The sequence below is a fragment of the Acinetobacter legionensis genome, assembly GCF_048552295.1.
Lineage (GTDB): Bacteria > Pseudomonadota > Gammaproteobacteria > Pseudomonadales > Moraxellaceae > Acinetobacter.
The window spans coordinates 17,237-30,702 of sequence record NZ_JBIMCW010000041.1; the positions used below are offsets into that span (position 1 = coordinate 17,237).

The 13,466-nt window shown below is 38.3% G+C and carries 13 protein-coding genes, 1 pseudogene and 1 riboswitch; of the genes and pseudogenes, 10 read left to right on the forward strand and 4 right to left on the reverse strand.

From position 1 onward, the window contains the following. The first annotated feature begins 119 nt into the window (after positions 1–119). Positions 120–277: riboswitch (FMN riboswitch) on the forward strand. Positions 278–385: 108 nt separating this feature from the next. Beyond that, positions 386–1,045 carry a 3,4-dihydroxy-2-butanone-4-phosphate synthase gene (ribB, locus tag ACG916_RS20205; RefSeq protein ID WP_419327614.1) on the forward strand — a complete coding sequence of 220 codons (660 nt, stop codon included), beginning with the start codon at positions 386–388 and terminating at the stop codon, positions 1,043–1,045. A gap of 212 nt (positions 1,046–1,257) precedes the next feature. On the opposite strand, the gene ACG916_RS20210 is transcribed toward ribB, so the two are convergent. Further along, complete coding sequence (locus tag ACG916_RS20210; RefSeq protein ID WP_336952762.1) at positions 1,258–1,740, reverse strand: DUF1289 domain-containing protein; 483 nt, start codon at positions 1,738–1,740, stop codon at positions 1,258–1,260. Between the two features lie 235 nt (positions 1,741–1,975). Here ACG916_RS20210 and trhO point away from each other — a divergent pair, with 235 nt between their 5' ends. The 3 genes from trhO (at position 1,976) to ACG916_RS20225 (ending at position 4,966) form a co-directional block, all read left to right on the forward strand. Next, positions 1,976–2,908 (forward strand): oxygen-dependent tRNA uridine(34) hydroxylase TrhO, encoded by a 933-nt coding sequence (gene trhO / locus ACG916_RS20215; protein ID WP_034618212.1) that lies wholly within the window; start codon positions 1,976–1,978, stop codon positions 2,906–2,908. A 287-nt stretch (positions 2,909–3,195) separates the two neighbouring features. After that, positions 3,196–3,771 (forward strand): DedA family protein, encoded by a 576-nt coding sequence (locus tag ACG916_RS20220; protein WP_336952764.1) that lies wholly within the window; start codon positions 3,196–3,198, stop codon positions 3,769–3,771. Positions 3,772–4,357: 586 nt separating this feature from the next. Continuing rightward, complete coding sequence (locus tag ACG916_RS20225) at positions 4,358–4,966, forward strand: LysE family translocator (protein WP_336952766.1); 609 nt, start codon at positions 4,358–4,360, stop codon at positions 4,964–4,966. A gap of 70 nt (positions 4,967–5,036) precedes the next feature. Here the strand turns inward: ACG916_RS20225 and ACG916_RS20230 are convergent, their stop codons facing one another. Further along, positions 5,037–5,561, reverse strand: a complete 525-nt coding sequence (locus ACG916_RS20230; RefSeq protein WP_004722523.1) for a YecA/YgfB family protein — start codon at positions 5,559–5,561, stop codon at positions 5,037–5,039. Between the two features lie 66 nt (positions 5,562–5,627). Beyond that, positions 5,628–5,834, reverse strand: coding sequence for a PA3496 family putative envelope integrity protein (locus tag ACG916_RS20235; protein ID WP_004722524.1), 207 nt, complete (start codon positions 5,832–5,834; stop codon positions 5,628–5,630). A 331-nt stretch (positions 5,835–6,165) separates the two neighbouring features. Between ACG916_RS20235 and rpoD the strand changes: the two genes are divergently transcribed. The 6 genes from rpoD to ACG916_RS20265 all read left to right on the forward strand — a co-directional run bounded on the left by rpoD (position 6,166) and on the right by ACG916_RS20265 (position 12,935). After that, complete coding sequence (gene rpoD, locus ACG916_RS20240; RefSeq protein WP_336952768.1) at positions 6,166–8,109, forward strand: RNA polymerase sigma factor RpoD; 1,944 nt, start codon at positions 6,166–6,168, stop codon at positions 8,107–8,109. Positions 8,110–8,236: 127 nt separating this feature from the next. After that, complete coding sequence (locus tag ACG916_RS20245) at positions 8,237–8,524, forward strand: YbeD family protein (protein ID WP_004722529.1); 288 nt, start codon at positions 8,237–8,239, stop codon at positions 8,522–8,524. Between the two features lie 174 nt (positions 8,525–8,698). Beyond that, positions 8,699–9,388 (forward strand): lipoyl(octanoyl) transferase LipB, encoded by a 690-nt coding sequence (lipB, locus tag ACG916_RS20250; protein ID WP_336952771.1) that lies wholly within the window; start codon positions 8,699–8,701, stop codon positions 9,386–9,388. A gap of 79 nt (positions 9,389–9,467) precedes the next feature. After that, positions 9,468–10,001 (forward strand): hypothetical protein, encoded by a 534-nt coding sequence (locus tag ACG916_RS20255; protein WP_336952772.1) that lies wholly within the window; start codon positions 9,468–9,470, stop codon positions 9,999–10,001. Positions 10,002–10,004: 3 nt separating this feature from the next. Next, a complete protein-coding gene (locus ACG916_RS20260; protein WP_336952774.1) occupies positions 10,005–11,189 on the forward strand; it encodes an iron-containing alcohol dehydrogenase in 1,185 nt (394 codons plus the stop codon). Between the two features lie 333 nt (positions 11,190–11,522). Next, positions 11,523–12,935 (forward strand): APC family permease, encoded by a 1,413-nt coding sequence (locus ACG916_RS20265; protein ID WP_004722537.1) that lies wholly within the window; start codon positions 11,523–11,525, stop codon positions 12,933–12,935. 74 nt (positions 12,936–13,009) lie between these two features. Here the strand turns inward: ACG916_RS20265 and ACG916_RS20270 are convergent. Continuing rightward, positions 13,010–13,375 (reverse strand): annotated as a pseudogene (locus tag ACG916_RS20270) (flavodoxin family protein); the annotation flags it as partial. Positions 13,376–13,466 lie beyond the last annotated feature (91 nt).

Below are 13,466 nucleotides of genomic sequence, written 5' to 3' on the forward strand. Positions count from 1 at the left end.
AATATTCTTTTAAATGTATAAGTTTAATTATTTTCTATAGCAACTATTGTTCTATCTATAGTACTGATCATTCTAAAAAAAAGCATCCATTTAGTAAAAAAGTGTCTATAATAAATGCACATCGCTTCAGGGCGGGGTGTAATTCCCCACCGGTGGTAAATTGGACGGATTTTCAAGCCTGAGCCAACAGCCCACGAGCTTATCGCGCTTAATCGTGATTCGCAGATTTGGTGAAATGCCAAAGCCGACGGTATAGTCCGGATGAAAGAAGACGACGTCACAGCTTAAAAATTTCAATATTCTTTATTGGAAAAGGTTTTGTAACGCCACTATTTCAAATGTCCTGAAATGTTCAACCGTATTTTAACTTTACGAGAGCGTTTCAATGTCTAGTTTAATTCAACCCGAAATTTTCTTTTCTGCACTATCGCCTGCAGACCAACGTATCGAACAAGCAATCGAAGATATGCGCCAAGGCAAGCCTGTTTTGGTCATGGACGATTTTGATCGTGAAAACGAAGCAGATTTAATTGTTGCAGCAGAAACCCTCAATATTGAAACTATGGCACGTATGATTCGTGATGGTTCAGGGATTGTCTGCTTAACCATTACCGATGAATTAGCAGATCACCTTGACCTGCCACCTATGGTTCAGGACAATTCAAGTCAGTTTAAAACGGCTTTTACCATTACCATTGAAGCAGCACAAGGTGTAACAACAGGTGTTTCTGCAAAAGACCGTACCACTACTATTCATGCTGCAATTAAAACAGGTGCTGTCGCAAGTGATCTGAATCGCCCTGGTCATGTTTTTCCATTGCGTGGTCGTAATGGGGGGGTTTTAACCCGTCGTGGACATACAGAAGGTTCTATTGATTTAGCACGTTTAGCCGGTTTAAAACCCGCCGGTGTGTTATGTGAAGTGACTAATCCTGATGGAACAATGGCTTCAGGCATTCAAGTTTTAGCATATGCACAAACGCATCATTTAACACTTATTACCATTGAAGAATTGGTTCAGTATCGTTTAAAACACAATGTCTAAGAAAATATTTTAAGTCATTACATTTAGACAGAGTAAAAAAGCCAGTTCAAATCTTTGGACTGGCTTTTTAATATTGATTAGGTATTCTTGATTAAAGTACGATTAAATGACAGGGCCCGTTTTTGTTTTAATTTTTATAAGTGACATTGCTTAAAATTAAATAGCCAAAATATTGAGGTCTGTTAAATAATAGATCATTACGGGAACTGGGCTTAAACATCTTCCAAATGTAAAATACTTTGACGAATACCATCTGCGCGTAACCATGCGAAATCATAACTCGCATTCGCCAATGCCAATACACGGCGTTCAAATTCATCCCAAAGCGGTTTTACCTGTTTCTCTTGAATTCCCAAACCACTCTCTTCTGCAAGATGTTTATTTTTTTCACAAATTTTTAATGCATGATACAACTTGCGTCCTTTAGAAGCTGAGTCCATCACTCGTATACGTTTACCTAAAATAAAACCTTCGATATGTCTTAAATCGGCAAAAGGTAACATCGGAATTAAAATTTGATCAAGCTGTGCATCCAGCCTTTTCCAAACGGCTAAACGTTGCTCTGAATCATATGTATTCCATTGGATCACTTCATGATTAAAACGACGGCAACCACGACAAACAGAATCACCAAATACCGTTGAACAACGACCAGCACATGGCGTTAAGGTAGGTATCCGACGTTCGTTACTCAAAATTTACTCCTTACATCAACGATGTGACACACTTTTTCGGTACGAAATAATCTTTTCGCAATACTATATATGGTATATAAAATATTTTAAAGTACTATATTTAGTATAAAAACCCACATTTTTTTCAGGGAATAAAAAAACACTACAAAGACTAGGGTTTTCTCGCATATTGATGTAAATCACGCTAAAATGTGCGCCTTAAATTTTATTCTATCTTAAATATTTGGAGTACTCCATGAACGCTACTGTAGAACAGCTTGCACCTGTAGAACAGCAAGCGACCTCTGGTTGGGTTGTTGCAGCACTTTATCAATTCAAAGAAGTTCAAGATCCTGCAGATCTTCAACAACGTCTTTTAGACTTGGTAAAAACCATCAACCTTTGCGGTACTCTTATTATTGCAGGTGAAGGAATTAACGGAACTGTTGCTGGCGATCGTCAAGCCATTGACGTCATTCATCAATTCTTATTGAATGAAGGCTTTAACAGCATGGAATATAAAGAATCACATAGTGATGAAAAGCCATTCCGTAAGATGAAGATTAAGCTAAAGAACGAAATCGTAACTTTAGGTGTAGAGGTGAAACCTCGTGATCTTGTTGGACATTATCTTGATCCAAAGCAATGGAACGAACTCATCGCGCGTGATGACGTGATTTTGATTGATACACGTAATGATTATGAATATAAAGCAGGTACATTCAAAGGTGCGATTGACCCTAAAACAGAAACCTTTCGTGAATTCCCTGAATATGTAAAAAAAGAACTTGAGCAGCATAAAGATAAGAAAATTGCGATGTTCTGTACAGGCGGTATTCGTTGTGAAAAATCAACCTCATTACTCCTTCAAGAAGGCTTTAACGAGGTGTATCACCTTAAAGGCGGTATTTTAAAATACCTTGAGGAAACCCCTGCTGATGAGAGTATGTGGGAAGGTGAATGTTTCGTTTTTGATGGTCGTACTGCGGTGACACATGGTATGGAAGAAGGTGAAAATATTAAATGTCATGCATGTGGTTGGCCACTGGTTCCTGAAGAAGCCGATTTACCAAGTTATGAACATGGTGTTTCTTGCAAATATTGTATTGATAAAACATCTGAGAAACAAAAAGAAGGTTTCCGTATGCGTCAATCACAAATTACTGCTGCAAAACGCAAACGTCTTTAGGGCCTGTTAGCATTTCATAAATGGCTTGCGTTGTAGGTTAAAATTGAGCATGAGACGTATACGTCGTAAAGCATGAATGGAGAATAGCGAGACTATTTTCAAGTTTCATAACGCAAGCTGAGATAATTTTAAAATGCTTCACTCAACCGCAGCTCATTGACTGCGGTTTTTATTTGAATGTTTTAACAACACAACAAATTCTCACTATATTTTGATAAATGAAAACAATACCATGTTCATAACGCCCTATTTTTATATATAAAATGACTGATTGGATTATTTCGATCATGGAGCAACTTGGTTACTTCGGTATTGCTCTTTTGATGTTTTTAGACAATGTCTTTCCGCCAATTCCCTCAGAAGTGATTATGCCATCGGCTGGATTTGCTGCATCTAAAGGTCAATTATTATTATCGGGTGTGATTATCGCAGGAAGCATCGGTTCACTGGTAGCAGCAGCATTGTTGTATTGGGTGGGGCGAAAAATCCCAAATCAAAGTATTTTTAATTGGGTTGACCGCTACGGTAAATATCTTTTTATCAAATCTGACGAGGTCAAAAAAGCTTTAGATTGGTTTGAAAAATATGGACATCGCGTGGTTTTCTTTGGACGAATGGTTCCTGCAGTTCGTTCTTTGATTAGTATCCCTGCTGGGATGAGTCATATGCCTTTTTGGAAATTTATGCTCTATAGCGGCGTAGGGACAATTATCTGGACCACCTTTCTTGCATGTGTGGGTTATTATTTTGGAAACAATATAGAACTCATGCAACAAATTTTTAGTCGCGTAGGCTATGTGATCATTGGCATTGTCTTAATTTTAGTTGCTTATTTTTTTTATAAAAAATCAAAAGCGCGCTAAAAACATTGTGCTCCCAGCATTCAGTTAAAACATACTATTTGTGTACATTGAGAGTTGTGTGCATTGAGTCGAGCAGACAAATTTGTCTTTGCTTGGCCAAGCTCTATGTTCTTAACATTAGCTGTCTAACAAATAATCAGCGAATTCCAAAAAATCACAAAAACATTATGGCTTTCATAAATCAAAATGATCAGGCGAAATGGATCTTGAAAGCGTCCTCGTCCTTTAGAAAACTCTAGGATGAAAGCAGCTATATGTTGATTAATAGATTTTAATAGAACTTATAAAATAAGCCTATCGTTTATATTTTCTTATGCCCACCAACTGAAACACAATCCATATATAAATAGCATCACCGTATAAAATTCACCCAACCGCAGTAAATACACCATAGCAATCGTAAAAAATCACCACATGTTCAATGCACTCAAAACGTCCAACCAATTGAGAAATTTGAGTGAATTCAAAGGCAAGAATCACTCATTCCAAAAAATCATGCATTTCATCAAAATATTATCGTTTTAATCCAACACAAATATATGAAAAATATAAAAATAATTAAAACTGTGTGAAAAAGGATACATGAGTGAATGAAATGATTGCTGTGATCTTAATCACCTGTTTGGCAGTAATAAGTCCTGGCGCTGATTTTGCTATCGTGACTAGAAACAGTTATTTATATGGTCGCAATATTGGATTAAGTACAGCACTAGGGATTGCTTGTGGTGTCTGGATACATGTGGGTTATAGCCTACTTGGTCTGGGTTTTTTAAAAAATCATATGCCCTATCTTTTACAAACAATTCAATATATTGGCGCTGCTTATTTAATTTATCTTGGCTATAAAACATTTACCCAGTCAAAAATAAAACTGGATGAAATTGGTGTTGGTATCAGTAGCTGGCAAGCGTTTAAACATGGTTTTTTAACCAATAGCCTCAATCCCAAAACAACTTTATTTGTAATCAGTTTATTTGCTCAGCTGATGACTTCTACAGGAAGTTCGACCATTCAACTTTTTGCTTATGGTGCGTTTATTTCGTTGAGTCATTTTGTTTGGTTTGGCTTGATTGTCTTATTTTGTGCACATCCCAGCATACGAAATAAAATTTTAGATCGCCAAGTGGTGATCAATCGTGTGATTGGCCTTTTACTGTTTATTTTAGGTTGTAGCCTATTATTTGCACGGTTTTAACTATTGGCGTAAATCATCAATAAAAAAAGCATGCCACTTTCAGTGAGCATGCTTTTTTTATACGCGCAAATTAATTTGGTGTGTGGTACATCAAATAAATTTCATTTAGATTTTCAGGAATTTCTTCAGCAATCTCATCCATTAACTGACCATTGCGGCGGAAAGATTCCATTTGAGGATCTTCATCATCAATTCCACTAAACACCATCATTGGTAATGTGAGATCGACAACTTGATCTTCATATTCTGGTGCAAACCAAGCTTCTTCATTGAGGAACATTGCATCAACAAAGCCAACACTCCAGTCACCTAAGCTTGATTCAACATCAGCCTCTTCAATTTCAAAAGGAAATGTAATTCCTTCTTCATTGGCTAAGTTTTGTCGAATCGCTTCAAGCCATGCTTTGATTTGTACAATGATTTCTGCTGGAACTTTCTTTTGGTTATTATCAAATAGCTCATCAAGCCATTTATCAAAAGTAGGACCAACCGCAATTGCGCACAAGAAACCATGAGTCGCTGCGAAATCTAGACCAAATTCGTTTTGGTCACCATCTAGATAATCACTCAGTAGGTCTAAATCTAAAGCACTCATTTTGTTTCCAATAAATTTGTATCAGATTTAAGCATAGCATTTTCCCACGCCATGCCCAATGAATTTTTAATCTTCATCATCAAAATCATCGTCATCATCAATGTCATAATCAAAATCTTTTAAATCTTTTTCTAAACGACGTTGAGCAAGTAAATCATCGATCAAACGTCGCTTTTCTAAAGATTCTTTGGCGCTAATTTTGCTTGATGACTCATCGAAACTAACATCATCATCACCGTAGTTATCATCTAGTTCAAAATCTGTAGAAGACACTAAAACTACCTCATAATGAAAAAAAGTGAATGGGTCTAGGCGCTATTTATCTGTCTTCAGAAAACTTGTCAAGTTTTTTTGGTTTTTTTTACATTTAAATGCGAATTTGGGCTTTTTTCGGCCCCTATTTTATGTAATGATATAATCCACCCTGCGTCTTACTATTTTATGACACTTTCTGAATAGAATACGCATGGGATGATCTTGAAAATAACAATTTCACCCCCACCTATTTGATTGAATTTAACTTCTAAATATTTTATCGGACAGTCTTATGCTGATTTCTTCCGATGAGATATTCGAGCTATTCAAAGATATATTTTAAGAAATTGTGCGCTTATGCACGGTTTTTCATTGCCACAGATTCAACGAGAAGAGAGTAAAGATGAGCGAAATGCATTCCCCTACTTCCCAAGTAGCGGCTCTTATTAGCCGAGGCAAAGAACAAGGTTACTTAACCTACGCTGAGGTTAACGATCATCTCCCAGACTCGATCACCGAAAGCGAACAGATTGAAGACATTATCCAAATGCTTCAAGACGTTGGTATTCCTGTTCATGAACGCGCACCAGAAACAGATGATGCAATGTTTGAAGGGAATAGCGAAGCTGGCGATGAAGTTGCAGAAGAAGAAGCTGCTGCAGTACTTGCCTCTGTAGAAAATGAACCAGGTCGCACAACTGACCCGGTACGTATGTATATGCGTGAAATGGGTACCGTTGAACTTTTAACACGTGAAGGCGAAATTAGTATTGCCAAACGGATTGAAGAAGGTATTCGTGACGTTTTACATTCGATTGCTTATTGGCCAAATGCTGTTGAAGTTGTTTTACAAGAATATAAAGATTACGAAACTGGCGAGCGTCGCCTTGCTGATATTTTATCAGGCTATCTAGATCCTGAATCTGACGAAGTGATTCCCGAGGTTTTAGAAGACGAAGCTGAAGTTATCGTTGAAGAAGTAGATACGTCTGCAAAACCAACGAAAGAAGTTAAGTTGGATGATGAAGATGAAGAAGAAGAATCTGAAAGTGATGATGATTCTGAAGGCGAATCTGGCCCAGATCCAGAAATTGCAAAAGCGCGTTTTGAAGAATTAGAAGCTGTTTGGAATAATGCAAAAGTAGCAATTGCTCAACATGGCCGTAACAGTACCCAAGGGACTGAGGCAATGGAAGCGCTGGCAACTGTGTTTATGATGTTTAAATTTACGCCACGTTTATTTGACATCATTTCAGAAATGATTCGTGGTACGCATGAACAAATTCGTACTTCTGAACGCGAGGTTATGCGTTATGCAGTTCGCCGCGGTCGTATGGACCGTACACAATTCCGTACATCGTTCCCAGGTCAAGAATCAAACCCAGCTTGGTTAGATGAACAAATTGCAAAGGCACCTGCTGAACAAAAAGGCTATTTAGAAAAAGTTCGACCTGATGTTTTGGCATTCCAGCAAAAAATTGCTGATATTGAAAAAGACCTTGATCTAAACGTAAAAGAAATTAAAGACATTTCTAAACGTATGGCGATTGGTGAAGCCAAAGCTCGTCGTGCCAAGAAGGAAATGGTTGAAGCCAACTTACGTTTGGTAATTTCAATTGCGAAAAAATACACAAACCGTGGATTACAATTCTTGGATTTAATTCAAGAAGGTAATATTGGTTTGATGAAAGCGGTAGACAAGTTTGAATACCGTCGTGGTTATAAGTTCTCGACCTATGCAACATGGTGGATTCGTCAGGCAATTACGCGTTCGATCGCGGACCAAGCACGTACGATTCGTATCCCTGTGCATATGATCGAAACGATTAACAAGATCAACCGTGTATCTCGCCAATTACTTCAAGAAATGGGGCGTGAACCTACACCTGAAGAATTAGGTGAACGTCTAGAAATGGACGAAGTCAAAGTTCGTAAGGTTCTTAAGATTGCCAAAGAACCTATTTCTATGGAAACTCCAATTGGTGATGATGAAGATTCTCATCTTGGTGATTTCATTGAAGATAGCAACATCACTTCACCCGTTGATGCTGCGACTTCAGAAGGCTTAAAAGAAGCTACACGTGAAGTACTTGAAAATTTAACTGAACGTGAAGCGAAAGTCTTAAAAATGCGTTTTGGTATCGATATGCCGACCGACCATACTTTGGAAGAAGTGGGTAAACAGTTTGATGTAACACGTGAACGTATTCGTCAGATTGAAGCAAAAGCTTTACGTAAACTTCGTCATCCTTCTCGTTCAGAACATTTACGTTCGTTCCTTGAAAATGACTAATTTGAAGTTGTTCAATCTATGAATACTTTCGGGACTTGAAAATCAATCGAGTAACCCCATTAAGTATTTAAGAGAAACACAATGCCTGCACTTATGCAGGCATTGTTGATAAATTAGAGGTGAAAAAATGTTAGACCGCACTCCATCTCGCGAATTACAAGAAGATCTTTGGGTTTTTCCAATGGATTACCCAATTAAATTGATTGGTAATGCGGGTGAAGAATTACGTGGTGCTGTAGTTGAAATTTTGGTAAAACATTTCCCTGAATTTAATGAAGCGACACTTGTTGTACAACCATCACGTACAGGTAAATATCATTCGATTACAGCCCAGCTACGTTTTGAAGAACTAGAGCAAGTGCATGCCTTGTATGCTGACCTTGCGGCTTGCGAACATATTCGTACTGCGTTGTAATGCTGAAATGACTTAAAAACACGCCCCAATGGCGTGTTTTTTTATGCGTCAGGATTTTAAGGAGGGTAATATGCCCCTCTGGTTTATTTGCAAATGATCAGCAATTGCTTTCACTTTTCCAAACTAAATTTCTTTATAATTAAAGCGATTTCTATATTTTAAGGGCACTTGTCTGTGAACGATGCTGTTCTAAAACCACATCTGATTATTCGTCAATATCAAGACTTGACGCTTTATGCCGAGCGTTTTCAGGAAATGAAATCTTTTACTGAACAACGTGATGAAAATTCTCCAGATCAACTTTGGATATTGCAACATCCTGATGTACTCACTCAGGGGCAAGCAGGAAAACCTGAGCATATTTTAATGCACAGTGATATCCCTGTTGTTCAATCAGATCGTGGTGGACAAGTGACATGGCATGGTCCCGGTCAAATGGTGATTTATTTCATGTTTGATTTAAACCGCTTGAAATGGAATGTACGTACATTGGTCACTTATGCAGAGAATTTAATGATCAATCTGCTCAAGAAATATCATATAGAAGCCTATGCCAAAGCTGATGCACCGGGTGTTTATGTCAATGAACGTAAAATTGGTTCACTCGGTTTTAAAATCCGTAAAGGTCGTAGTTATCATGGTTTAGCATTAAACATTGATTGTAATTTAGACGGCTTCCATACCATTAATCCGTGTGGTTATGCAGGTTTAGAAATGGTCCGCGTCTGTGATCTGATCACAAACCACCCTGATTACAGCCAACTATCGAAAGATGTGATTGAGTATTTTCAACAGAGTGGTTACTTTAGTGATATTAAAGTCATTGATAAAAAATCAAATGACCATGAAGTCATTCACAAATAAATCGCTTTATTTTTATCTGAAAACAAATTAGAGTAATTACTCTAAAACAAAAGTACAATTTTATATAAGGGATTAGCGAGTGATTTCAAGTAAATCTATCAAACCCGCTTTAGAACAAGCCTATGTCAAACTCATGATGGATGTGATTGGCAGAGGTTTGGTTATGGCGAGTCAAGTTGATGATGAAATTAAACATGAAGTATCAGTACTCCCTGTTGGTTTTACATTATCCATGAAAGTTTTTCCAAATGGCGCTTCATTTATTGCCAGAGTCAACCAAAACAAGCAACTTGAACTCGTTAAATCTTTAGATGGCAAACCAGATCTGTCGATTATTTTCAAACATGTTCACCATGCTTTTTTAGTCTTTTCATTTCAGGAAAGCACAGCTCAAGCTTTTGCAAATGACCGTATGATTGCAGACGGAGATGTAGCACATGCCATCCGTTTAGTCCGTTGTCTGAATAAAATGGAAGCATTAATTTTACCTAAACTGGTCGCAGAGCTCGCTGTAAAAGAATATCCATCAGAATTGAGCTTAAAAGAAAAATTGGCGGGTGCTGCAAATATCTATCTCAAAGTTGCCCAATCATATTTAAAAGGGAGTGCTTAACACATGGCTAAACCATATTACGAATTTTTCTGTCCTGTAAAAGTGATCGCTGGTCATGCTGCACTCGAACATATTCCTTTCGAACTCGCATCATTAGGCGCTAAGCGTCCCATGATTATCACTGATAAAGGAGTACGTGCAAATCACCTTTTGGCCCCTATCGAAGCTGCTTTTGAATCTACAGATATTGAAATTGGCATTATTTTTGATGATGTTCCACCTGATTCAAGCCTTGAAACAGTCCGTGCCGCTGCGCAAGCTTATCGTGAAAATAACTGTGATGCGATTATTGCTGTGGGTGGTGGTTCAGTAATTGATACCTCTAAAACAGCAAATATTTTAGTCTCAGAAGGTGGTGATGATCTGCTGAAGTATTCAGGCGCTCACAACCTCCCTCGCCCACTTAAACCATTTTTTGTCATTCCCACGACCTCAGGTACAGGTTCAGAAGTGACCTTGGCAGCCGTGGTATCGGACAATCAAAAAAATGTCAAAATGGCATTTGCCTCGAATTACTTAATGCCACATGCGGCTATTCTTGATCCGCGTATGACTCAAACATTGCCACCACACTTGACTGCAATGACAGCGATGGATGCAATGACGCATGCTGTGGAAGCCTACACATGTATTGCAGCCAATCCAATTTCTGATGCATATGCAACTGCTGCCATCAAGAAGATTAGCAATAGTTTATTTGATGTACTGGATCACCCTAGTGATGCAACAGGTCGCTTAGAACTTGCTCAGGCATCAACAATGGCGGGCATCGCATTCTCTAACTCGATGGTTGGTATTGTACATTCACTTGGCCATGCTTTAGGTGCAGTTGCGCATTTGCCTCATGGCTTATGTATGAATCTGTTTCTTCCTTATGTGTTGGAATACAACAAAGACCTCAATGGTGACAAGATTGCCGATCTCTTGCTGCCACTTGCTGGTGCTGATATTTATGCACAAACGCCTGCTAACCAGCGTGCAGATAAGGCCATTGAAACGTTAAATACCATGCGTGATCGTCTCTATCATTTGACCAAACTACCACGCACCCTAAGTGAAACAGGCAAAGTCACTCAAGCACAGCTGGATGAAGTTGCTGAAAAAGCACTCAATGATGGCTCAATTATTTTCAATCCGAAAGAAGCTACTTTTAAAGATTTAAAGTCGATCTTAGAAAAAGCTTGGTAATTGTCTAAAATTGCGACAATATAGAGGGAGCTATTGGCACTAAGTCTATATTTGCAGTGATGTCATCCCCAGATGAAATGTTGACAGCCCCCGATAGTAAATAGCCTGATGTTTATCTAAACATCGGGCTTTTATCTTGCAGAATCGGCAGTCACTTATTTTTTGATCAAGATGGCACGTTTTCTGCTAAAAAAGCGAACAAAGTTACTGACAAATGTGACCTTTTAGAGTAGATTGGCGCACTTTTGTTTTATTCTTAGGGGGGATCGTTCGTCTCAAACGATCCTTATAAATATGACTGATCCTTGATCAACGATTAAGAGGATAACGCCGTTGACAGATATCTCTGGGACTCAATCCACAGCAAAACTGAAAAAAAATCTTGTGCTGTGGCATATTATCATTATTGGTCTAGCGTATATTCAGCCACTTACCTTATTTGATACCTTTGGTTTAGTGTCCGACGGAAGCCATGGACATGTTCCAACTTCTTATATTTTTGCGCTTGTTGCCATTCTTCTGACCTCTATCAGTTATGGTCATATGATCAAGCGCTACCCTTCGTCAGGGTCTGCTTATACCTATGCGCAAAAATCGATTCACCCGAATGTCGGCTTTATGGTGGGTTGGTCTTCTTGGTTAGATTATTTATTATCTCCACTCGTCAACATCATTTTGGCTGATATTTACTTAAGAGCCTTATTCCCAGATGTGAATAACTGGATCTGGGTCATAGCACTAACTGCAATTATGACTGTGATCAACCTATTTGGTTCACGTTTTGTTGCTCGATTTAACAGTACCATTGTTGTGGTGCAACTTGCGATCATTTTCTACTTTGTTTATGAAGTTTATTTACTGCTAACTCAGGGTATTTACGCAGATGGCACCTTAAACCCAGATAAAGCTGAACTATGGTCACTTGCTCCATTCTGGAGTGAAATGACTGCAATTGGTGCGTTAATCGGTGGTGCAACGATTCTTTGTTTCTCTTTCACAGGTTTTGATGCGTTATCATCCCTTGCAGAAGAAACCAAAGATGCTGAAAAAACCTTACCAAAAGCAATTTTCTCTACAGCGTTGATCGCGGGTATTATCTTTATTTTTAGTACCTATTTTATTCAGCTATTTTTCCCAAGTAATGCCAATCTTTACTTTAATCCGCTGGATGAGTCTCAACCTGTGATGCTTGAAGCTCTTGGCAATGCAACAATTCTAACGGCAATTACAGGCATCGCATTTAAAAAGTTAGTGTTGTATTTTGCGGTCATTGCTGTACTGGCTTCTGGTATTTCTGCACATGCTGGGGTATCACGTTTGATGTATGTAATGGGTCGTGATGGCGTGATTAACAAAAAGATTTTTGGTCACATCAGTCCAAAATTACATACCCCGACTTATAATATTTTGATTGTCGGTGTTGTTGCGTTATCGGCGGGTTTTCTGGACCTTGAGCATATTGTCAATTTAATTAGCTTTGGTGCTTTAACAGCCTTTAGTTTTGTGAATTTCTCCGTGATTTCACGCTACGCCTTACGTGATGGCAGAACAAAATCACTCAAAGAAATCATCAATTATGTGGTGATTCCGTCTCTTGGTTTTGCCAGTGTATTCTTGATGTGGTTAGAAATTGATGAAATGGCATTAAAACTCGGACTTGCATGGGCTGTATTAGGTGTAGCATATTTAGCCTATAAAACTCGTGGTTTCCGCTACCCTGCACCACAACATAATGAACATGAATAATTGATTATTGCATTTGTAATCAAATAACAAAGGCGCTTTATGCGCCTTTGTTATTTCAGTCATATCAACTGCAATTATGATGCAATAAATTTTTCCGTAATCGCTTTGATACGTTTTGCATATTGTTTTGCAGTCTCTAAATCACCGCTTGGAATTTCATCAACACTGGCATCAGCAGGTGATTGAACCAATAAGCCCACAGACCCACCTAAGCTGTTCACATCCTGACGTGTAGCACTTTTAGTGTTTGAAGGTGCTAAACCGAGGCTGACCCAAATACCACCGTGCTGTGAAGCCAAAGTGTGTAACGAAATTAATGTCACTTGCTTATCGCCATTCATACTTGCACTGTTGGTAAAACCACCAAAAACCTTGTCTGCCCATGCACGAGTAAACCAACGCTTAGATGATGCATCTGCAAATTTTTTAAATTGCAGAGGTGGATCAGGAAATTTGAACAACACTTATAAGTGATATTTTGCTCCCCAAATGATGTTATAAACATCAATATATGGAGTATTTTATGGCACG

Bases quoted from the DNA above. Each gene is read 5' to 3' on its own strand.
- ribB (WP_419327614.1), top strand. From the start codon at position 386: ATGTCTAGTTTAATTCAACCCGAAATTTTCTTTTCTGCACTATCGCCT.
- trhO (WP_034618212.1), top strand. From the start codon at position 1,976: ATGAACGCTACTGTAGAACAGCTTGCACCTGTAGAACAGCAAGCGACC.
- ACG916_RS20220 (WP_336952764.1), top strand. From the start codon at position 3,196: ATGGAGCAACTTGGTTACTTCGGTATTGCTCTTTTGATGTTTTTAGAC.
- ACG916_RS20230 (WP_004722523.1), bottom strand. From the start codon at position 5,561: ATGAGTGCTTTAGATTTAGACCTACTGAGTGATTATCTAGATGGTGAC.
- ACG916_RS20245 (WP_004722529.1), top strand. From the start codon at position 8,237: ATGTTAGACCGCACTCCATCTCGCGAATTACAAGAAGATCTTTGGGTT.
- ACG916_RS20260 (WP_336952774.1), top strand. From the start codon at position 10,005: ATGGCTAAACCATATTACGAATTTTTCTGTCCTGTAAAAGTGATCGCT.